This is a genomic window from Bradyrhizobium sp. RDI18 (genome assembly GCF_043203335.1).
Taxonomy (GTDB): Bacteria; Pseudomonadota; Alphaproteobacteria; order Rhizobiales; family Xanthobacteraceae; genus Bradyrhizobium; species Bradyrhizobium retamae.
In genome coordinates, this window is the sequence record NZ_JBICRN010000008.1 from 4779745 (window position 1) to 4800381 (window position 20637).

The 20637-nt window shown below is 59.3% G+C and carries 18 protein-coding genes; 6 read left to right on the forward strand and 12 right to left on the reverse strand.

The annotated features are described in order from the left end of the window. Nucleotides 1-16: 16 nt before the first annotated feature. Nucleotides 17-1144: an FAD-dependent monooxygenase gene (locus ACFXS9_RS32235; protein WP_392696099.1), complete on the forward strand. Its 1128-nt coding sequence runs from the start codon at nucleotides 17-19 to the stop codon at nucleotides 1142-1144. 423 nt (nucleotides 1145-1567) lie between these two features. On the opposite strand, the gene ACFXS9_RS32240 is transcribed toward ACFXS9_RS32235, so the two are convergent. Further along, on the reverse strand, nucleotides 1568-3313 hold the full coding sequence (locus ACFXS9_RS32240) for a tetratricopeptide repeat protein (RefSeq protein WP_392696101.1): 1746 nt from the start codon (nucleotides 3311-3313) through the stop codon (nucleotides 1568-1570). A gap of 229 nt (nucleotides 3314-3542) precedes the next feature. On the opposite strand from ACFXS9_RS32240, the gene ACFXS9_RS32245 reads away from it, so the two are divergent. Then, complete coding sequence (locus ACFXS9_RS32245; RefSeq protein ID WP_392696104.1) at nucleotides 3543-4997, forward strand: IS1182 family transposase; 1455 nt, start codon at nucleotides 3543-3545, stop codon at nucleotides 4995-4997. Nucleotides 4998-5253: 256 nt separating this feature from the next. Further along, nucleotides 5254-5904: a RidA family protein gene (locus tag ACFXS9_RS32250; RefSeq protein ID WP_392696106.1), complete on the forward strand. Its 651-nt coding sequence runs from the start codon at nucleotides 5254-5256 to the stop codon at nucleotides 5902-5904. A gap of 934 nt (nucleotides 5905-6838) precedes the next feature. Here the strand turns inward: ACFXS9_RS32250 and ACFXS9_RS32255 are convergent. The 6 genes from ACFXS9_RS32255 to ACFXS9_RS32280 all read right to left on the reverse strand — a co-directional run bounded on the left by ACFXS9_RS32255 (nucleotide 6839) and on the right by ACFXS9_RS32280 (nucleotide 13694). Beyond that, on the reverse strand, nucleotides 6839-7474 hold the full coding sequence (locus ACFXS9_RS32255) for a hypothetical protein (RefSeq protein ID WP_392696108.1): 636 nt from the start codon (nucleotides 7472-7474) through the stop codon (nucleotides 6839-6841). A 26-nt stretch (nucleotides 7475-7500) separates the two neighbouring features. Then, entirely contained in the window at nucleotides 7501-8184 is a 684-nt protein-coding gene (locus tag ACFXS9_RS32260; protein WP_392696110.1) for a ribonuclease H-like domain-containing protein, read from the reverse strand. Nucleotides 8185-8865: 681 nt separating this feature from the next. Continuing rightward, nucleotides 8866-9549 carry a hypothetical protein gene (locus ACFXS9_RS32265; RefSeq protein WP_392696113.1) on the reverse strand — a complete coding sequence of 228 codons (684 nt, stop codon included), beginning with the start codon at nucleotides 9547-9549 and terminating at the stop codon, nucleotides 8866-8868. Then, a complete protein-coding gene (locus tag ACFXS9_RS32270) occupies nucleotides 9536-11446 on the reverse strand; it encodes a DNA cytosine methyltransferase (protein WP_392696116.1) in 1911 nt (636 codons plus the stop codon). Before ACFXS9_RS32270 ends, ACFXS9_RS32265 begins: the two co-directional genes overlap by 14 nt. 186 nt (nucleotides 11447-11632) lie before the next feature. Further along, a complete protein-coding gene (locus ACFXS9_RS32275) occupies nucleotides 11633-12775 on the reverse strand; it encodes a hypothetical protein (protein WP_392696119.1) in 1143 nt (380 codons plus the stop codon). Nucleotides 12776-12932: 157 nt separating this feature from the next. Continuing rightward, nucleotides 12933-13694: a hypothetical protein gene (locus ACFXS9_RS32280; protein ID WP_392696122.1), complete on the reverse strand. Its 762-nt coding sequence runs from the start codon at nucleotides 13692-13694 to the stop codon at nucleotides 12933-12935. 521 nt (nucleotides 13695-14215) lie between these two features. Here ACFXS9_RS32280 and ACFXS9_RS32285 point away from each other — a divergent pair. After that, entirely contained in the window at nucleotides 14216-14731 is a 516-nt protein-coding gene (locus ACFXS9_RS32285; protein ID WP_392696125.1) for a PRC-barrel domain-containing protein, read from the forward strand. An 84-nt stretch (nucleotides 14732-14815) separates the two neighbouring features. Here the strand turns inward: ACFXS9_RS32285 and ACFXS9_RS32290 are convergent, their stop codons facing one another. The 3 genes from ACFXS9_RS32290 to ACFXS9_RS32300 form a co-directional block, all read right to left on the reverse strand. Then, nucleotides 14816-15775, reverse strand: coding sequence for a Bug family tripartite tricarboxylate transporter substrate binding protein (locus ACFXS9_RS32290; RefSeq protein ID WP_392696127.1), 960 nt, complete (start codon nucleotides 15773-15775; stop codon nucleotides 14816-14818). 158 nt (nucleotides 15776-15933) lie between these two features. Next, nucleotides 15934-16302 (reverse strand): cupin domain-containing protein, encoded by a 369-nt coding sequence (locus tag ACFXS9_RS32295; protein WP_392696130.1) that lies wholly within the window; start codon nucleotides 16300-16302, stop codon nucleotides 15934-15936. Nucleotides 16303-16332: 30 nt separating this feature from the next. Further along, nucleotides 16333-16971 (reverse strand): RraA family protein, encoded by a 639-nt coding sequence (locus ACFXS9_RS32300; protein WP_392696132.1) that lies wholly within the window; start codon nucleotides 16969-16971, stop codon nucleotides 16333-16335. Between the two features lie 278 nt (nucleotides 16972-17249). Here ACFXS9_RS32300 and ACFXS9_RS32305 point away from each other — a divergent pair, with 278 nt between their 5' ends. Together ACFXS9_RS32305 and ACFXS9_RS32310 are read left to right on the forward strand one after the other, a co-directional pair. Further along, nucleotides 17250-18206: a helix-turn-helix domain-containing protein gene (locus ACFXS9_RS32305; RefSeq protein WP_392696135.1), complete on the forward strand. Its 957-nt coding sequence runs from the start codon at nucleotides 17250-17252 to the stop codon at nucleotides 18204-18206. A gap of 212 nt (nucleotides 18207-18418) precedes the next feature. Then, nucleotides 18419-19096 (forward strand): hypothetical protein, encoded by a 678-nt coding sequence (locus ACFXS9_RS32310; protein ID WP_392700134.1) that lies wholly within the window; start codon nucleotides 18419-18421, stop codon nucleotides 19094-19096. Between the two features lie 160 nt (nucleotides 19097-19256). Here the strand turns inward: ACFXS9_RS32310 and ACFXS9_RS32315 are convergent, their stop codons facing one another. Continuing rightward, a complete protein-coding gene (locus ACFXS9_RS32315; RefSeq protein WP_392696138.1) occupies nucleotides 19257-19457 on the reverse strand; it encodes a hypothetical protein in 201 nt (66 codons plus the stop codon). Between the two features lie 59 nt (nucleotides 19458-19516). After that, nucleotides 19517-20527, reverse strand: a complete 1011-nt coding sequence (locus ACFXS9_RS32320; protein WP_392696141.1) for a 2-dehydropantoate 2-reductase — start codon at nucleotides 20525-20527, stop codon at nucleotides 19517-19519. Between the last annotated feature and the right edge of the window lie 110 nt (nucleotides 20528-20637).

Sequence of the window (20637 nt, forward strand, 5' to 3'; positions counted from 1 at the left end):
ACCTGAGGCACGACTCATGGCCAAGGTCGAGCGCGTGCTGATTGTCGGTGGCGGACTGGCAGGCTTGGCGCTGATGATCGCCCTGCATCAGCGGGGGCTGTCGGCCGCCATCGTCGAGCGGGGGAGCGACCGGACAGCGCCCGGCACCGGTCTGTACCTCATCGGTAGCGCGACGCGCGCCCTGCAGGCCCTGGGAGTCGCCGACGACGCTGCACGCAACGGCTGCGTCATCCGCACGCAACGCTTGTTCAACCATCGAGGCACGCGCCTCGCCTCGATCGACGCCGGAGCATTCTGGGAGCCATGCGGCCCATGTTTCGGGATCGCGCGCAGCGATCTGCACAAGCTGCTCACGCAACGGGCGGCAGGCTCGCACATTCGACTCGGCGTGACGGTGCAATCGCTTCGGCAGCATGAGGATCACGTCCGGGTTCAGCTGAGCGACGGCTCCTGCGAAACCTACGACCTCGTCGTGGGCGCGGACGGCATCCGGTCGTCCATTCGGCAATTGGAGTACGGAGACTTGGGCGTCGAGTTTCGCGGCCAGGTGGGATGGCGTTTCATTGTTCGTCGACCGCCGGGTCTCGAAGGCTGGACGGTGTTTCTCGGCCCGCAGTCCGCATTCTTGATGCTGCCAATCGGCAATGAACTGGCATACTGCTACGCGGACAAGGCCAGTGCCCGGTCCATCCATGATCCTGCGCAAAGGAGCATCGAAAGACTCCGTGAAAATTTCGCCGCCTTCGCCAGTCCGATTCCCGAGGTTCTTGCCCGGCTCGAGCCGGCCGACCCGATCCATTTCTCGGCCATCGAGGAGGTCGCGCATCCATGCTATGGCCAAGGACGCGTCGTGCTGATCGGCGATGCAGCCCATGCGATGTCGCCCAACATGGCGTGCGGCGCGGCGATGGCCTTCGAGGATGCACTGGTCCTGGCTGAGATTGTTTCGCGCGCGGGCGCCGCATCGGAAGTCGTCCCCGAGTTCGTCCGCAGGCGATCGGCGCGTGTGGGCTGGGTGCACCAACAGACCGATCGCCGAGACCGTCTGCGCAGTCTTCCTCCGACGATGCGCGACGTGTTCGTGCGCCTGCTGTCGGGCCGGCTTTACAGGGCCAACTATCGGCCGCTGCTGGCTCTTCCATAACCCGTGAGATGCCGCCTCCCGCGAGCCTGGCTACGTCAGCGAGATTCCGTGGTCGGTCGTCCCGCAAATATTCGTGGTTAGGGCGCTATGCTATTCAGATGGCGAGAATCGACTGGATTAGAGTGCTAGAGCGTAGACGTAGTGCCCATCATCGTCGGGCGTGGCCTGCCCGAAGAGATTCGAACTCCTGACCTCCGGATTCGTAGGCTGGTGCCCCGTGTCAGAGCTTTGGACCTTGGTCTGCGACTTCTGCTCCGGGTCAAAGTGAGAAGTCCGGGTGTTCAACCGGGAGGTCGGCTTTACCCCCAACTCCGGACGTGGCCTTACACTGCGCAAATTGACGCTTTGTGCCACAACCGGACTCATGTATCGCAGCAATGAGCATCCTTGCCCAATCATCTTGTCGGTGCGAGCGTGCACGGTTCATTCGGGAAGGCCTGCTTTGCGGAGCCCTTCAATCAACAGGTTCGAGTTCGTTTGCCCGCCCCGAGCGATGAACGCCGATATCGTAAAGGCGGGATCGACCTCGAGCAGACGCGCCGCCGCCTCACGCGCCTCCGCATCGCGTCCGAGATGGGCGAAAGCGGATGCGAGACAGCGGTAAGCTCCCACATAGGAGGGATGCTGACGTTGGGCTTTCTTCCCTGCGACGATGGCCTCATCAAAGCGACGAAGCCCGATTAAGGCATACCCCATCCCCACAAAGGTTATGTGTAGCGCCGGGTCTACCGGGCTCATGCGCAAGGCACACTCGAAGCTCCGGACCGCTTCCTCCGGCAGCCCCGCGATTCTATAGACCCAGCCCCTGCGGGTCCACGCGAGATATGAATTTGGGTTGAGCGCGACCGCCCGGTCAGCCATTTCGATCGCACTTTCGCAATCGCCGACCATGAACGCCGAGATTGCGGCAGCCATTGCTAACGTGTCCGGATCACCATCGTCGACGCTCAAGGCCAAGTGAAGAAGCCGAATTGCTTCCTTACGGTCGAATTGAGCATCGGCAGCATAGCCAAAAAGAACGTTTTGCATGTGGCAGATACCTGCCAGCGCAGCGACAAGGCCAAACCGAGGGTCTAGCTGCAAAGCGCGGTGAGCCAGCCTGATCGCCTCGGCCAAGCCTTCGCGGGTTGTCAGGTAATACTGCTGCATAGCGCGAAGATAGAAATCATAGGCGGTGAGGTTCTCTGGTCGCCGCCGCGTCGCCAAACCGATTTCTGTTTGAAGCAATCTTGGCTGAATGGCGGAGACAACGGCTACCGTTACTTCATCCTGGAGAGCGAAAACGTCTGTCAGGTCACGCTCGAACCTATCCGCCCAAATGTGCGCGCCCGTCACCGCATCAATCAACTGCCCAGTGATGCGGACTTTCCCCGACGCTTTGCGCACTGACCCCTCAAGGACATAACGCACGCCAAGCCTGCGTCCGACCTCCTTCACATCGACGGCTTTGCCTTTGAACGTAAAGCTCGAATTGCGGGCGACCACGAACAGCCATTTGAACCGCGAAAGCGCTGTAGTGATCTCTTCCACCATCCCATCCGCAAAATACTCCTGCTCGGGATCGCCGCTCATGTTCTCAAACGGCAGCACGGCGATGGAAGGCTTGTCCGGGAGTGGCGGGGCCGCACTTAACTTCTCGCTCAGCGCGCTATGCGCTCCGGCGCGTACAGCAAAAGCGCGAACCGGCTTGGAGATGTTCTTGAGCTGCTGTTCTCCCCGGTCCTCGAAGCCAACGTCCAGCTTACCCTCGACCTCGCTGTACACCTTTTCGGAAATCAGAATGCCGCCTGGATCGGCGGTCCCCTCCAGCCGGACAGCGATGTTGATCCCGTCGCCGTAGAGATCGCCGTCAGCCGCGACGATAACCTCCCCGAGATTAACCCCAATGCGTAGCTTAAGGGAGATTCGACCTGACGCGATGCTTTCCTGTATCTCCACCGCGCATCGCACCGCAGCCGACGGACTTGCGAACTCGGCCAACGCGCCGTCACCCGTGGTCTTGATCAGTCGCCCGTCGTGGCGGGAGAGGCCAGGCACGATTACTTCGCGCTTCAGCCGCTCAAATTCGGCGTAGGTGGCTTCCTCAGCGCGTTGCATCAACGCAGAGTAACCGACCACGTCGGCAGCCAAGATCGCCGCTAATCGCCTTTGAACCCGCTGCTCGGTCATAGCGCCCCTCCGAACGGTCAGACTAACCACGCCGCTGGGACAAGGAGGAGCCTAGCACGTTGCCAAAGGCCGTGAGCGGTAATTGCAGGAGCGCCCAAATTGCCTTTGCGGAGCCCTTGGCTACGGCGGCAATGAGCGTGCGTCAACTCGGGAGGTCCGAGTTGGGTCCAGGCTGTGTGAAAACCCCCGTCGATGCTATGATTCTCTTGCTGAATCGGCGGGGGAAGTGATGCAGGGTTTCGTTCAAGGTGCGGATCGCCAGCAGACGACGCTGTTGCCGGAATGCCTCGATGATTGGGTCGACGAGAGCAATTCTATTCGCGCGGTTGACGTGTTCGTGGATGCGCTGGAACTGCGCGACCTCGGGTTCGATGGTGTTGATCCTGCGGCGACCGGCCGGCCGGCGTACTATCCTTCGCCGATGCTCAAGCTCTACATTTACGGCTATCTCAACCGGATCCAATCGAGCCGGCGGCTGGAGCGCGAGGCTGGCCGCAATCTCGAGGTGATGTGGCTGACCGGACGGCTCGTGCCGGATCACAAGACCATCGCCGACTTCCGCAAGGACAATGGCCCAGCGATCAAGAAGGTTTGCGCGCAATTCGTCGAGTTGTGCCGCAAGATGGGCCTACTGACGAAGGCCAGCGTTGCCATCGACGGCAGCAAGTTCAAGGCCGTGAACAGTCGCGACAACAACTTCACGCAAGGCAAGATCCAGCGCCGCCAGAAGCAGATCGAAGAGAGCGTGGCGCGCTACATGAGCCAACTGGACACCGCCGACCGCCAGACTGCCGCAGGAGAAGAGCCGTCGGAAACGGTGCAGCTGACCAAGACGCGGCTTAAGGAAAAGCTGGCGAAGCTCGAAGAAGAAGTGAAACGACTGGCCGCGATTGAAAAGGCATTGCTCGCCTCGCCCGACAACCAGATATCGCTGACCGATCCCGATTGCCGCTCGATGGCAACGAGCGGGCGCGGCTCAGGCATGGTCGCCTACAACGTACAAAGTGCGGTCGACACCACGAACCATCTGATTGTCGCGCACGAGGTCACCAACGTCGGCACCGATAGATCGCAACTGGCGACGATGGCGCAGGCGGCGAAAGCCGCGCTGCGCAGCGATAACTTGGACGTCGTTGCGGATCGGGGCTACTTTAAAGGTGAGGAAATCCTGGCATGCGAACAGGCCGGGGTCGCGGTGACGCTACCCAAGCCACAAACTTCGGGAGCCAAGTCGGCAGGCCGCTTTGGGAAACCTGATTTTGTCTATTTGGCCAAGGACGACGTCTATCGCTGCCCGGCCGGCGAGAAGCTGGCGCACCACTTCACCGCTGATGAAGATGGCCAGAAAATGCGGATTTACTTGACGAAGGCGTGCCGCACATGCCCGTTCAAGGATCAGTGCACAACGTCCAACGAGCGCCGCATCAAACGCTGGGAACACGAACACGTCGTCGAGGCCGCGCAGACGCGGCTCGATCAGAACCCGCAAGCCATGCGTGTGCGCCGCGAAACCGTCGAACATCCGTTCGCCACACTGAAGATGCGGATGGGTGCGACACACTTTCTAATGAAGCGGTTGCCCAATGTCGCGACCGAAATGGCGCTGAACGTACTCGCCTACAACCTCACGCGCGTAATGAACATCGTCGGCATCAAGCCGCTCCTGATGGCAATCCGGGCGTGAAGAGCTCGTGCTGTTATACGCATCGTGTGACCGTTCAGGTCGCTCAGCGTAGCCCGAGGTTGCGCCCGGGCTGACTCCAGACTCCATACAGCAAAGATACGCTCAGACCGTCGTATCGACGCGGATCGTCCCTGGTTGCGTGCAGTTTTTGGGGGCGAAAAAACGTTCTCACACAGCCTGGGTCAAAAGCGGAAGCGATGCCTGCTCGCGAATACCAGCGGCGTCGCAAAACTGCGATTGTGCGAAGCATCAAGAAATGGCTCTGTTGAGCCGGTTCTCTATTTTCGACTATTGCGTGGGTCTGCAGCGCAGTAAGATTGGATCGACGGCAGTACCCAGCAGTCAGATGGAGGAGGTCATGAGGGCCTTACTTGCCATAACCGCATCGATGTTCATTGCCGCATCGGTGTTCGGCACGTTCGATTCTGTCCGAGCGCAAGAGAAAGCCGGTCCCGAAGCCAAATTGAAGGCGATGGGAATAGATGTCACGAAATATGAATCACGACCTGTAGCGAACTACAGCAACGGCGTTCAGGTCGGCAATCTTTTGTTTATGTCGGGCGTTGGCCCCCGAAACCCCGACGGCACGGGGATCATCGGAAAGGTTGGAGCCGAGCTTACAACTGAGCAGGGATATCAAGCCGCTCGGCTGGTCGGTTTGGTCACGTTGGCTAACGTTCGCCAGACGCTCGGCAGCCTCGATCGAGTGAAAAGGGTCGTGCGTGTCCAGGGCATGGTAAACGCAACACCCGACTTCAAAGAGCAAGCGAAAGTCGTGGATGGTTTTTCCGATCTAATGGTCGAAGTCTTGGGCGACCAGGGTAGAGGCGCACGACTAGCGCCAGGAATGGGGTCCTTGCCCTTCCAAGTTGCAGTGATATGTGAGGCAATTTTCGAAGTCGAATGACTGCGGCTTGGCCATTTTGCGGCGCGACAGCGACCGTTCGTCAGAAGGCGCGACTTCCGGTATGGGTCATTTGCGGGAGTCAGGCGATTGCTCGGCCGACGTCCGATCCTGCGCTGTGAGCAGACATCATGTAATTGGGGATTGGAAGCTTTGGAGTTTCGGCTCTTAGCAAGCCGGGGGTAGCCGATTTAGGGATCCCCCTCAAGGAGAACGCCCGGGACCCAAGAGTTTTCGTTCGACTCGGAAAAATACCAGATGCTCCTTGCAAGCCCGCCGAGGCAATTTCACGCACCGAAAATAAAAGCTTGGTCCTATCCACTCTGGACGCCCTAAATACTCAACATCTCAGTATCGGCGCACTCATAATAGCGCCCTGCGCCCTTCCGAATAGGTGAGTACGTGCGGAAATCCCGGTGGACTGAGACACCGGTCGGAGCATCTGGGTCACCCGGCCTGACGCATCCTGGCAATGAACGACCAAAGCAGGCACGGTCGCTAAACTAAGCCTGACGAGAGACGGGAAAGCTTTAAACCGTCGCGGGTGGCATGATCGTCGGACCGGTCATGCCGAGACCCTGCGCAGACAAGCAGAAGGTAATGGGACTCACCGCACTGCCGGTCCCGACCATGAAGATGGTTCTTCTGATCCGATGGTACCGAAAGCCGTAATACGCACGGATCACTTTGCTGGATAGCAAAGTGATGACCTCCATCCGCAACCGCACACGTAGTTTGATGGTTGGCTTGTGTCAGTTTCACAAAATCTTGCGTTCGGACCATTGGTCGCCCGAAGGGCGCCCGAACGAAGTGAGGGTGAGGCCGCTGCTGAACATCGGTAAACACCGATTAGTAGCGTCTCGAAAGTGCTGTGGTATCGACTTCCTTCGATGGATTCGGCGCGTGATCAACCGCAATCGTGGCCTGCTAAAGTGAATCAAATCGCCACCATCTTTTCAATATGAAGTTTTGTCCTCCAGGTTGCCACTCGAAGATCGGCATACTTGAATCGTTCCGCCTCAGGCTTTTTGGTAGATAGTTTCCGCGGCCCGATCCAAAGTTGGCAAGTTTTCGGCGCTGAGCGGGGCACGAGTTTTAGTGGACCTGATTTGATACCAGTTCCATGTATCTCGCGAATTCTTTGCCTTTCCTCATCAGTCCAACGCCTCTCGTCTGAAAGATACTTGCCGCGAACGATCGACTGAAATGCCTTAGCCGATCCATCGTTACTATCTAGTTCGCGGATGAGCAGACCGGCGTATGTAACGTCGTCAGCGAGTACGTTTCTGGACCCCGCGGTGATATCAATTCCAGAATACTGGGGAGCACGGAAATTGCCGTTCTTATAGCAGTGAACGTACCAGTTTCCCGTTTCGGCTTGAGCAGCTGAGCAATGGGTGGTGCAATCCCGCCAGACATTTGAGGCGGTGTACAGGTATAGTTCTAAAGCAGTTATCCCCCAGGAAGTATCACGATAGACCAACTCGTGGTCCATCATGATCGACCGTGCGGCTTGAGCTAGAATGCGACGGATCTCTGTAAAGTCAGCGGCTTTTGAAAAATCTGGAATCATCTGACATCCTATGGTTATGTTACTTGCTACGTTTCAGTTCGAAGCCGCGCCAATTCCTGCTCGCTGAACTCGAACTGGGCCTGATCCAGCCGCCCCCGAAACAGCTCATGCCTGAGCCAAAGCCGGTACGTGTTGATCACGTCGGACTTGCAGTAGTCCGCAATCTCCTGAATACGGCCCGCGTTAAAATAAGCTTCCACCTGGCTGCCGTTGATCCCGTCTGGCTTACCCGGCAAACCCATGATCCGGCTCAACTCGTCCAGCTTCACCTTAGCGCCGAAACTGAAGGAGGACAGCACGTCGCATAGGTCAACGTTGTCGTCGGTGTACCGATGATAGTAGGCCCGGTTGTGCATACCCGGCGCGAAGACCTCGTGGATCATCGCGCGGTAACGCAAGACCGGCAGGTCGAAGCCGCCACCATTGAAGGTCACCATCTGCGGCGAGATTTGAGCGATCTTGTGGACGAATGACTCGATCAGTTCCTTTTCGGTCCGCTGACCGATGTGCGGCGCTCCGACCGCTTGAACCTCGTAGCCGTTCGCCGTTCGGTTGGCTACCAATGCACCTATACAGATGATCGAGTGATAAATGAGCTTGGGAAAATCAGCACCCATCGCCGTCCTGATTTCCGCGGGCGATCTTCCAACAAGGTTGTTCGATTTCGCGAACCCTTCCAAATCAGGGACTGTTTCCAGATCCCAAACCATGATGCTATGTGACACTTTCTACTTTCCGTTCACCAAAATGACGATCTACGTATACGCATGATCAAGCGTGCAATGAACTTCGATCCCATCAACTGATAGCCACTAACCACGCACCCTTGCGGGTGCGTCCCCTTCGGGGACATTCGTGTTTTCTTGATTGATCATCCAACGATTCTATCTGTCGATCACAGATGATTAACAGCAATGATTATTTGCAGTTACGGTGAGGGCACACACTTTGCCTGTTAGGACAAAGTGCGTCTGAGCTTGCATATAACGGCTCGGATACATTTGGATTAGAGAACCCACTGGGTGGATGGGACAGGCGTTGCGGTTTGCCCCGTTAGTCTCTGCTTGTACGCGCAAGACTCTCGGTGCAACCAATCCAAACGATCGCACCAGTCTTCGACGGTTTAAAGGTATTCCCGTCTCTCGCGGGTTTGTCGATTGCCCGCTTCGGTCGTAGTCCGTTCAGGCTTGCCAGCCTGCCGGTGTCTCAGTCCACCGGTTAGTCCGCACTTGCCCCACAGTCAGGAGGGTTACGGGTTATCTTCAATGCTGAGATGTTGAGTTATTTATCCAACACGGACCCCTCAAACGACGCATGGACTGATTATTTTTTGACATTTCTTTTCCAAGAGCACGACAGGAGCTATTCGTCCCCCGCGCATGAGTACCAGGTCATTTCAAAGCCAACAGGCCAACAAACATGAAATTTCGCCAAATCGGTTCGATCTCCCGAAAGCCGACCTGACGAAGCGACCGCCTGAGCTCGGTTTCAGTCCAGAGCGTCATTTGCCCCCGCAGGCTCCGTTCCTTGTCGAGAAGCTCTTTCTCGCTGAATCCCTGCTCCAGTTTGTAGTCGTAGTAAGGAAATGCCAAAGCGTCTTGCAGCCTGGCGGTGCCGGCGAGCGTCTTCTCCGCGATGATCAACGCGCCACCGTCGACCAGACCGTCATAGAGCAGCCGCAGCAACGGCATTTTGTCGAGAGAGCGAATGAACTGGATCGTGAAGATGCTGTATGCAAGCGAGAGGTTCTTAAAGCCTTGGTATGAACAGGCGTCACAGACCTCAAACCTAACGTTCGCTTTCTCCAGCCTACCCCAGTGGACGCAGAAATTCGGCACGCGATCGAGGCCAAGGTAGTTGACGCCCGGACGCGCAGTCTGGTTGTGCTCTTGGGTTGAAGCCAGCAAGTGCCCCGTAGAGCAGCCGACGTCCACGACGGTCGTGCCGATTTGCACGAATCGACGGGACAGTCGAACGCAAGTTCGGACGAGTTCGTGGTAGCCCGGAATGGACCTCCCGATGTGGTTGTCGAAATCCTTGGCATGGTCTTGGAATGAAAAATCAACGACGTTCATGGATTTTCTCCTGGTACGGCTGCAAGACTTTCTCGTAGACGCCCTCTGCGATGGCTTTGGTCAGCAATGGCGGCACCATCCGGCAGACACGCTCCGCCGCTTGGCCAAGCGTTCCGGTCAGGATGAAGTCGTCCGGTAAAGCCGTGAGGCGTTTCAATTCCGGAAGGGTGAACTTCCGATCCCTGTCAGGATGGATAGCGCCGGTTAGTCCGTCCGGGCGCTGGCCCGAGACAACCATGGTCGGAGCCGGCTTGTCCCACGAGCACCTCGTCAGCGTGTAGTTCTTGGTGTAGCCGGGATAGAGATGCGCAAGCCGTGTCGGCTTGACGGGACTGTAGGGAAGCAGCCGCATCAAGGCAGAAAGAGAAGCGCTGGCCATGGCAGACCGCGTCCAGGGCCAGACGTCGTCCGCCGTTTGTTGAAGGTCGGTAATAGCAGACCGGATGCTGACGCCGACATGAGTCGGCGCGGGAAAAACATCGCGGATAGATTCGTCCGTCTCGATGCCGATGACCTCGCCGACGTCCTTTCGAACCCCGATAATGAACAACCGCGGCCTCTTCTGCGGCACGCCATAGTCATTCGCCCACAAGACCGCCCAGTGAGCGTAGTAGGCCCGGTCGTTGCCTTCACCAGGAAATCGGAGAGAGCGCACCACCCGATCAAAAACTTCCTTGCCTCGGGTAGCGAACGCAGGCACGTTCTCGCAGATGAAGACCTTAGGCCGGGCTCGCGTTACGAGGTCAACAAGGTCGAACGGGAGCGATGCAATATTGCTCTGCTTGACGTCCGAATACGACCGCAGCACATCTTGATCACCGATCCCCCTACCCGCGGTGCTGAACTCGCAGCAGGGCGGGGAACCGTCGAGGATGTCGAGCTCTCCTCGCTTCAGTCCGACACGGGACAGGAACGCCGCGACCGCTTCGTCACTCGCGCTGATCTCCCGGATGTCGCGCTGATCGACCACGCAATCTGGAAAATTGGTCAGGTAGGTCCGCGCGGCTTCAGGAACGAACTCGTTCGCCATGAGCACGCTGCCGCCGGCCAGCCTATAGCCGACGGACGAACCGCCGCCACCTGCGAACGTCGAAATGACCTTGAAGTTCTTGGATCCAGAAAGCCTCCGGACGTCCGCCATCGAGTACGATCGGTAACCGTCGGCCTGCGACCAGCGGACGTTCGCCCTCGGCTGCGGCGGCAGGGCGTCTAACTCTGCCGCGAAGGCTTCGGGATTTGCCTCGACCTCCTTGCCCCACCTCTGGCACAGGGCTGAAACCGTCGTGTATTTGGTCTCGAAACGGTTGATATCCGGATTTGCCAATAAAGTTCGAAACAACTCGTCTACGCAGCCGCCTATCTGCAGGCGCACGCCCTTAACGATGGCCGAATCCGGCAGTCCTTTCAGGTATTCGGCAAATGCTTGGCGCACGATCGGCTTACCAAGAGGCGACAGCTGATCATGGTCGAAGTCGGAAAAGTAAGCCCGAATCGCCGAATCGACGTACGGATCCAAGAGCTCCTTGCCGTGTTGCAAAGCTGACTTCTTCGCAAACCACCAACTATCCGACGAGCCCGGCCCGTCAAACTTGCGGTAAACCTCCTCGCGGTAGACATCAAAGAGCCTCTTGCGTTCCTCTGCGCATACGCGTTCGCGGATGAGGCGAGCATGATCAAGGAGGACTTGCCGCGTGTTTCCGTAGTGGTCGTCGGCATTGAAGCCCGTCCAGACTTCGTGTTCCTGCACTTCAGGAAACACGTAGAGCAACGGAAACAGGACTTCGAACTGCACCTTGGTCTTGCAGCCGTGCCGGATCGCCAGACGTTTGAAATCCGAAGCCAGATTCCGCGTCGGGACGGTAACGACGCTCAACGGCCATTGCAGATGGCGCGCCAAGGCTTCCGCCTTCCCGCGTTCGCGCGAGCCATAGCCGTGAAGTTCGTACGTGTACGCGTGAACCTTCTTCCCGACTTCCTCGCAAATGATGCCGGTAGAAACGCTATCGATTCCGCCGACATCATCAGCGCGACATTCTTGTCGCGGCTCGATCCGGTGACTATCCGACGCATAATTGCTCGCAGCTCAGTCATCGGCCTGACTCCAATTGGCCTCGCCGATCACCGAAATCCAGCCTTCCGAATGCCCAGTCGCGAACAGGCGCAGCTTGTTCTTCGTGTTGGGCACGAGCTGTTCGGCCAGCGAGATGGCGTCCATCTGCTCGCCATGGGGCAACCACGAAAATTCGGAGATCAGCTCGTTGTCACATCCCCGCAAGGCGACCACCGCCACTTGGGCCTCGGTCACGTCGGCACCGAGTGGCTGCTGAAGCAGCAGGATCTGCGAAACAACGAAACCTGCCAGCAGTTTGTTTTCGATTGCCGGGAGGTCGGCAATTCGCCCAACGACAACAGCAACCGAGCGCTCGGAGGCCTGTTCGTGCATACGCAGGCAATACGGTAGCAGGTCGACATAGTCGTCACTCAAGCGACGACGATCGCGACGATGATCCAAGGTGGCAAGAATCAAGTCGAAGCGCTGCCCCTTTTCCAAGGTCGCACCCAACTCCGAAACGGTCGAAAGAGTATTCGCCTTCTTGGCTTGCTGCGTCAGATCGCTAAACGCTTTTCGGGACGATGGCCGTTGCGCCCGGAGCGAAGCCACCACCTGTTCGAAACGGGCTTCTTCGTCCCCCTGTAGCGTGTTGTAGTAGACCACGAGCTGATAGACGACGCTGTAACCGGAACTGCCGGTCTCCAAGAAATGCTCGAGAATCTCGTCGCGACGGAGAAAGCGGGCATGGTCGCCTATAGTGTACAGCTTCGAAAGTTTCGGCGATGAGCGGCCAAGTCTGCGCTCATTCTCCGAAATGAATTTTCCTTCGGCCAAGGTTGCCATGAAGACATCTATCGCCTCAGGATCGTCTTGATACCGCTTGATTGTTTCTGTGGTGCGGACGCCAGCATCGATCACTGCCCGCGTTCCGGCACGAAGGTCTCTCAGGACGAGAGCACCTTGCATGGCTGCTTCACTTTTACCGAGTGAAAGAGGACTGTCTGATTCATCCTCGTTCATCCCGCTTGGGCGCGACAACAGCGCCGGCTCGATGACCAACTCAATTTTACCGGGCAAAAGAAGTTCGTTCGAAACGGCGTCAACGACGGTGTCGGCCGCGTGCGACGTCGGCGGTGAGATGGTGGCCACCGCCTGGGTGGTAAACATGGACATTGCCGTTCTCCTCTCGTGACCAGGATTGGCCGGGGAACGGCGTGAATACCTACCCACATTTTCCGGTGGGGCAACACCGTGGTGTGGGGTTTAATCGAACGAACAGACCGGAATAATTCCCACAACTCTCTTCTGAGGGAAAAGCGGGAGGACAGGGTCAGAGCGCTCTTTTTGGAAATGCGCGGTCGTGCTCATCACGATCAGTGATGTAATTCCTCAGCACCGTATCGACCGTCGATTCTGAAACTTGAAGGTCTGCAACCTTCAAGACAGTCCAGATGTATTCCGCGGGGGTGTCTGTTGCAGCACCGGCCGGTATTCGATTTTTCGATCTGGTTACGCAGATGCCGTGCGATGCGTACAAAATGAAATCGAGGTGATTGATTAGATCGTACAACGGGCCGTACGACGGTTGACCTCGACCTCGGGTCAATCTTTTTTCTGCCTCGGATAGGATTAATGACGCGCGCGAGATACTCTCGCAGGTCTGCTCTAACTCTTCGCGCTGCTGGAGAGGCGTGCGCTGATAGTATGCAACCGGCCCCTTGAAGACCCCCTCATTGTCGATTAATTCGACGAGCGATTCTAAGGCACCGTTTAACCGCTGCCTAGCTTCGGCTACAGCATCTCGCGCTTTGGGATCAATGGAGGTATTGAAACGCTCGAGCCAGTAGCGCCTTAGCGCTATGTTCAACTCGAATCTAGCACTGGGACGCAAGCCGGCCTTCGATTGTATCTCTTTCCATTGCTCCTCGGTGAGAAAAGCATACGGGACACCGAAAGCGTTTTTTAGCTTTTTGTTTATTTCTTTGCCCGCCCCTACTCCGCTGTGCACTTCGGCAAGGACGAGTTCAGTTTCGCTTGTGGTCGCGGGTGTACGGGGAGGCGGTTTAGGTCGTTTTGCCTTTTTGGTTTTCACAAAACTGACCTTGGTCTGGAAGTCAAAAGATTTACTTCGGATTTACTTAGACCAACCTTTCATAGTTGGCCAACCGGTTCAGGGCCTTGGGATGAATCACTATCTTAGGAAACCGTCGCTCTATCCGGCTGAGCTACGGGACCGCGGACCCGCGTGGCAAGGCAGGTGCTTGGGACGCTTCATAGCAAAGCAGGCGTGGCATCGCCAGCCCCTCCGGGCCGACCCCTTTGGGCCCCGCAAAGGGGTCCCGCGTCGATTGAAAACCAAAAAGGAGCCGTCCGCCGGACGGCTCCAGTTGCGGCTTTTTCTGCCCCGTGTACCGCCGTTACCTTGTTTGCGGCCATACCCCTTCAACATACGGCTGATTCGACCTCTCGCACGTGGCCGGGGAGCGACACAGTCGAAGAAACCCGACGCCACACCGCATCTCAAGTCATGCCGAAACTTCCCCCGAATGCCGTGGAACGTTCGCGCATGCGTTCTGTTCTAGGGAAACACGTCGACTTTCCGAGGAGGACAAAATGCAGAAACTCCTAGCTGCGGCTCTTTTGAGCGCCGCCGTCTTCAGTGCTCCCGCCTATGCGCAGACCGCGCAAACGGCTCAGCCCGCCGCCCCCGCCGCGACGGCCGGCTCGCAGGAAAAGATGGAGCTCAAGGGGAACTGGCGCGCGTCCAAGCTCATGGGCCTCGACGTCTATAATGACGGCAATGAAAAGCTTGGCGAGATCAACGAGCTGATTCTCGACAAGGAGGGCAAGGTCAATGCGGTCGTGATCGGCGTCGGCGGCATCCTGGGCGTCGGCGAGCACGACATCGCCGTTTCCATGGACAAGCTCAAATTCGTCGAGGAGCCGATCCGCACCAGCTCGACGGCGCCCGGAGCGACTACAGGCACGCAGCGCGAGACCACGACCGGCGCGGCCACGACAAGCACGGCACGCAGCGCCGATGCGAACGACTGGATGCCCGATCACGCCGTGATGAGCGGCACCAAGGAGCAGCTCAAGGCAATGCCGCAGTTCAAATATTCAGACTAGAACTGAGGCACCCAACTCTTGATGATAAAGGCCCTACCCTCGTGGGGCCTTTGTCATGAGCGGATACGGTGCCGGCGCTTGCCCCTACGCCTTGATGTTGTTCTCGCGGACCACCTGTCCCCAGATGCTCACCTGCTTGGCGAAGAAGGTGCCGAAATCCTTGCCGTCGGCGAGCAGCAGCGACATGTTCTGGGTATCGCGCAACTGCACCGCTACTGCGGGCTCGCTGAGAATCTCCTTCACCGATTTCGCCATGCCGGCGACGGCATCTTCCGGCGTTCCCTTCGGCGCGAAAATGCCCCACCAGGCCAGCGTCTCGAAATCGGGAAAGCCCGCTTCGATCGCGGTCTGCGTATCCTTCAGCACGGGCATCCGCTCGCGGCCCATCTGCAGGATCGGCCGCAGCCTGTTGGTGCCGAGTTGCGCCGTGATCAGCGCCGCCGATCCCACGATGAGATCGACATGTCCGCCGAGCACGTCGTTCATCGCCGGACCGCCGCCGCGGTAGGGCACATGCGTGATCTCGACGCCGGCCTTCTTGCCCAGCACTGTCATAGCCAGATGGCCGAGCGTGCCGATCCCGACGGAGGCATATTTCACCGCGCCAGGCGTTGCCTTGCAGGCCGCGACCACGTCGGCAAAAGTCTTGTACGGCCGCTCGGCATTCGCGGCGACGACATAGGGCGCCGTGCCGACCAGGAACACCGGCACCAAATCCTTCTCGACATCCAGCCCCGGCTTTTCGAGGATCGATGGGATGACCGCGTGCGAATCGAACGTCACGAGGAACGTCGCGCCGTCAGGCGCGCTCTTGGCGACCTGCACGGCACCGAGCGAGCCGGCCGCGCCGGATTTGTTCTCCACCAGCACGGTGCGGCCGAGCTTCGTCTGCAGATGAGACTGCAATAGCCGCGCCAGCGCGTCGGTCGATCCGCCCGGCGGGAACGGCACCACCAGTGTCATGTTCTTGGCCGGCTGCGCCAGCGCCGGCGTCACCGCGAACGCGGCCGTCGCCGCAAGCAAGTTGCGTCTTGTGATCTTCACCAGAACTCTCCTCCCGTTGTCACCCGCGATTTTTTTGTTTTTGTTCGCAGACTTGTTTTAGATCTTGATGCGATTAGGCGGAATCGCATCATGATCTCCTCTCCTTGTTTGAGCATGATCTTTTCGGAAAACCGGTTCCCACTTTTCCGGATCATGCTCTAGGTGCCGAAGCCAGACCCGGCCTTTTTGTATTCGGGGCGCGGCGGACTGAAGATGTCAAGCACACGCGCACCTTCCGGTCCAGCCCGCAAGGTGTGCGGCACGTTGCCGGGCGTCCGCCAGAAATCGCCCTTTTTGACCGGAATTTCCTCACCGCCCTGAACGCGGATCGCCGATCCCTCAAGCAGCACGCCCCATTGTTCTTCGGGGTGATGATGCAGCGTGCCTTGCGAATGCGGCGCCAGCGTCACCACCGACAGCATGGCGTGCTCGCCGGAAAAGATGCGCGTCGTGACGCCGGCGGCGAGCTCGCGAAACAGACCGTCATCCGGATTGTCGAGGTTGTGGAATTCTTCCTTCTGACTCATCGTTCCTCCCAAGCGCGCTGTCGTGCCCTATCAAGATTTGCCGTAGCTGCCCTGGTAGCGGCCTTCGCGGATCGCTGTGAGCGTGTCTTCCTCGCGCGCGACCTGGGCGCGGACCGCCTCGAGCAATGTGGCGGCCACAGCAGTGGGGAACGATACCACGCCGTCCTCATCGCCCACCACGATGTCACCGGGAGAAATCACCGAACCGCCGATGGAAACCGGCACGTTGATCTCGCCGGGCCCGCTCTTGTACGGGCCGCGGTGGATCGCCGCGCGGGCAAAGCAGGGAAAGTCGGAGGCAGCGAAGGCTGCGACGTCGCGGATGGCGCCATCGATCACATAACCCGCGGCGCCGCGGTATTCGGCGATATTCTTCATGATCTCGCCGACCAGCGCCCGCGTCTCGTCACCGCCACCGTCAACCACGATCACGTCGCCCGGCCCGACCAGTTCCAGCGCCCGGTGAATCGCAAGATTGTCGCCGGGCCGCGTGCGCACCGTAAAAGCAGGTCCGACCAGCCGGCCGGCGCGATGAAACGGCCGCAGGCCCACGGCGCCCGGCAGCCGGGCAAGGTTGTCGCTGATGATCGAGGTCGGCGCGTTCCTGAACGCCTCGATCAGCTCAGGCGCGGGCGTCGGCACGCTCGTCATGGCCGTGGTGATGGTCATAGGGACTGTTTCCTCTTGCTTCCTCTTGTGGCTCCGGCCCGCTCGGCGCGAGGGTCCAGATTAGCCGCCACATGATGGCTCGGGTTGCCGCAAAACAATTAGCATTCCGCTTGAGCAGGTATAATGGATTTGGATGGGTCCGGGACGGCGCGCCCGGGGGGACCCGCACGTCACGTCGGTGCTTTCGAAATCTTCGCCTCGGCCACACTTCTTAATGCGGCGTTAACCAGACCGGCCGACGCTGGCTGCGAAGATTCGCACCGCCCAGTTGTCTTACAATGCTATTTAAGAACCTTGCCCCCTCGCCGGCCCTTTCGATCATCCGGTTTTCCGACATCGACGCCTTCCGGCCGGTCGAATTCGTCGCCGATGCGCGCAGCGTCCCGCTGAATCTTGCGAACTTCCATACCGCGCGCGCGGCGGTGCAGTTGCCCTGTTGCCAGATCACGATGCTCCGCTCGTTTCCACGTATCGTCGATGTCAGCTACCGCGCCGCGCATGGCGTCGTCATCTTCCAGATCGAAGACGACTACGACGTAGCCGTCAACGGCATGTCCGTGAATCGTCCGGCTTTTGTCGGCATGCGCGGCAATGTGGATTTGCAGTTCGTCGAACCCCGTGGGTCGCTGCACGCGATCATCACCCTGGGCGCCGGCCTGCGGGATCGGGAATGGTTCGACACGCCGGACCGGCTATGCCCGTTCATGCTGGACCCTGAGGCCCTCGCAACGGTCAGATCCGTCACGATTGGTATTTTGCAGACGGCTTCCGCCACGCCGGAACTGTTGCAGGAGCCGCGTTCGGCGCTGGCCCTCCAGGAAGGCCTGCTGCTCGCCATCGACGAGATGTTCCGCAGCGGCCGGACGCCGGAAGTGGCGGGCAAGATTGCAAGCAGAGGCTACTGCCGCCTTGTTCGCATGATCGATGAGTATGTCGCCTTTCATGCCGCCTCGGCGATCTACAGCGCCGACCTCGCCGAACAATGCGGCGTGTCGGTCAGGACGCTGGGCACGGCGGTGGTCAGCGTCCGCGGCATGAGCCTGCATCGCTATTTGCGACTCAAGCAGCTTTGGTCAGCGCGCGCGCAGCTCGTGAAGGGATCCGACGCCATCACCGTGACATCGTGCGCCCGGGCCAACGGCTTCCATCACATGGGCGAATTCGCAAGACTCTATCGCGCGGTGTTCCATGAAACGGCGTCGCGCACGCTGGCTCGCGCGAGAGGCGCTGACTGATTGTTGCCACAATGTGGCGTGCTTATCCGCTCGCCCTCAGATGGTGCACTTAGAATCACTACAGCATCCTCTGCGGGAACTTGCGTTGCTGTTGAATTTCTTCAAGATTTTTAACGGCCTGACACTGTGTTCCATTGGTCACATGAACCGGTTAACGTCACAACGCCGGCGGGAACATCGTGCAGTTTCGGCGTGACAGCGCTGCCAAAATGATGACAATCGGCTCAATCAAAGTTCCCAAGAGTTTCGACCGGAGCAAATCGTCCGTGATCGCCTCACGTGCATCGTCACTGGTTTTTGCCGCCATCGGAGGGCTGTTCGTGCTCGCGCCGGTGGCTTCAGATGCGCAGTGGTGGCGTAGCGCACCGTTCGATTTCGAATCCTGCGCCGACGTGGCCGAGAAGGCGACGACCAAAGAAGAGAAGACGGCGAAACTCGCTGAATGCAACGCGAAATTCGCCGGCCGCCGCAAGCCCGGCGGCGGCTACACCTATTACGACTTCATGCAGGACCGAACATTCGACATCGCGGGTCCCAACCCGACGCCGGAAGAGCAGAAGAAGATCGACGAGCAATATACGGCCTATCTCGAGCGCGAGCGGCGCAACCACCTCGCCGCGACACAGGCGGCCAAGCTGCTACAGCAGGAGAAGGAGCAGGGGATACAGCAGATCTCGCTGCGCTCGGAGCCGATCCCTCCGCCGGTCGAAACCGAAAAGGTGCCGATACCGGTGGCGAGCCCGGTCAAGCAGGCCGCACGCATCAAGGCGGCCCAATGCGCCAAGAACCAGTTCTCGTGCGAATGGCCGCGGCTCTCGGAGAGCATCAACGAGCTTAAACGGCTGCTCAACCCACAGCAGCAGCAGCCGAGCAAGCAGAAGAAGAGCTGACCACTTCTGTCGTCCCTGCGAACGCAGGGACCATACGCCGCGGCGGTTATCTTGCCCCGCTGGGGTAGATATCCCTTTCAGACAATAACGCCTTGCGGTTATGGGTCCCTGCGTTCGCAGGGACGACGTGGCTGAGCGGTGCGCGCGCGGCGAATCAGCATCAGTGCGCACGCATCCGCTTGACGCGGCGCGACTTCATGACCGGCGCGACAACAGCACGCGACGCCGCCCGCTGTTCCTGCAGCCTCGCTTCATAGCCCGGCGACGGCGTCGCCGTCGGCGGTACGGCATAAGCGGGCAGCAATGACGCCCAGAAGATCAGGACGGCAACCGCCACCAGCGCGAGGCGTGTTCGTTTCATGTCGCTTCTCCCATCGGCCTACCTGAACGAAACTCGCGCGGGACCGGCGCCGAGGCAAATCAATTCACGGGGCGAATCTGCTCCGGCGTCAGGCCGGGCGAGCCCTTGCCACTGCTTTCGGCCTGCCGGATCAATTCCACGATCCGGTGCGACAGCGGCGCCTCAAGTCCGCGGCGCTCGGCGATTTCGGTGATGACACCCTGCAGATAATCGATTTCGGTGCGGCGGCCGCGCTGCAGATCTTCCCACATCGACGAGCGCGCCTCGGGATCGATCTTCATCGTCCGCCCCAGCAACACTTCGAAGACCCGGTCCGGCAGGCGCAACAAGGCCGGCATCCAGGCGGGCGGGATCGGCGTCGGCGACACCGGCTTGATGCCTTCGGCCTTGATCGCCGCGAGCGCTTCGGCGAGCTGATCGGCGAACAATTGCCGCCATGGGCGTCGTGCGAGCTGCCGGCGCAGCGGCAGATCGGCCAGCGCGTTGAGCGCGTTGTTGAGATTGAGCAGCAGCTTGCCCCATTGCACGCCGTCGATGTTGCCGGTCGGCCGCATTGTTAGTCCCGGCACCGACAATTTCTCCGCTGTGCGCGCTTCGTCCTGCTCGATGACAATGTCACCCGAGGTGGCGCGATGAAACCGCCCTGCGCGAAGCGCGATCACGTTGAACGGTACCATGCCGCCGAGCACGCGCCGCCCCGGCAGGCGGTTGCGCAGCACGGCGGCGTTGCCGACGCCGTTCTGCAGGCTGACGACGACGGCATCGGACGGCGCGTGGTGAGCGATGATTTCGGCCATCGCAGCGGTATCCGCGCTCTTGACCGTGACGAGCACGACGCCGGCATCTGCGAAAATAGAAGGATTTTCCGACAATGCGAACCGATCGTGCGTGATGGTCTGGTCAAAACCTTCAAAACTCGTCGGCCGCAGGCCGCCGCCTGCTTCGATCTCGGCGATCACGCGTGGACGCGCCAGCAGCGCCACGCGGCAGCCGTTGGCCGCCAGCATGCCGCCGACGAAGCAGCCGATGCTGCCGGCGCCTGCGATACCGATCGTTTGGCGCGAAACCATTTGTCACCTACCGCGTTGCAACCGGCTTCGAATAGCAGAGCGCGCGGGCTGTGCCTATCGCAGGTGGCACCGCCCGCGCCTTGTAACCGTCATGTGCCACCGTTATGTTT

Coding starts and splice junctions, on each gene's coding strand:
- ACFXS9_RS32275 (WP_392696119.1), bottom strand. CDS start 12,775: ATGTCCATGTTTACCACCCAGGCGGTGGCCACCATCTCACCGCCGACG.
- ACFXS9_RS32250 (WP_392696106.1), top strand. CDS start 5,254: ATGGCTCTGTTGAGCCGGTTCTCTATTTTCGACTATTGCGTGGGTCTG.
- ACFXS9_RS32255 (WP_392696108.1), bottom strand. CDS start 7,474: ATGATTCCAGATTTTTCAAAAGCCGCTGACTTTACAGAGATCCGTCGC.
- ACFXS9_RS32310 (WP_392700134.1), top strand. CDS start 18,419: ATGACAATCGGCTCAATCAAAGTTCCCAAGAGTTTCGACCGGAGCAAA.
- ACFXS9_RS32265 (WP_392696113.1), bottom strand. CDS start 9,549: ATGAACGTCGTTGATTTTTCATTCCAAGACCATGCCAAGGATTTCGAC.
- ACFXS9_RS32240 (WP_392696101.1), bottom strand. CDS start 3,313: ATGACCGAGCAGCGGGTTCAAAGGCGATTAGCGGCGATCTTGGCTGCC.
- ACFXS9_RS32285 (WP_392696125.1), top strand. CDS start 14,216: ATGCAGAAACTCCTAGCTGCGGCTCTTTTGAGCGCCGCCGTCTTCAGT.
- ACFXS9_RS32320 (WP_392696141.1), bottom strand. CDS start 20,527: ATGGTTTCGCGCCAAACGATCGGTATCGCAGGCGCCGGCAGCATCGGC.
- ACFXS9_RS32245 (WP_392696104.1), top strand. CDS start 3,543: ATGCAGGGTTTCGTTCAAGGTGCGGATCGCCAGCAGACGACGCTGTTG.
- ACFXS9_RS32300 (WP_392696132.1), bottom strand. CDS start 16,971: ATGACCATCACCACGGCCATGACGAGCGTGCCGACGCCCGCGCCTGAG.
- ACFXS9_RS32305 (WP_392696135.1), top strand. CDS start 17,250: ATGCTATTTAAGAACCTTGCCCCCTCGCCGGCCCTTTCGATCATCCGG.
- ACFXS9_RS32260 (WP_392696110.1), bottom strand. CDS start 8,184: ATGGTTTGGGATCTGGAAACAGTCCCTGATTTGGAAGGGTTCGCGAAA.
- ACFXS9_RS32295 (WP_392696130.1), bottom strand. CDS start 16,302: ATGAGTCAGAAGGAAGAATTCCACAACCTCGACAATCCGGATGACGGT.
- ACFXS9_RS32315 (WP_392696138.1), bottom strand. CDS start 19,457: ATGAAACGAACACGCCTCGCGCTGGTGGCGGTTGCCGTCCTGATCTTC.
- ACFXS9_RS32235 (WP_392696099.1), top strand. CDS start 17: ATGGCCAAGGTCGAGCGCGTGCTGATTGTCGGTGGCGGACTGGCAGGC.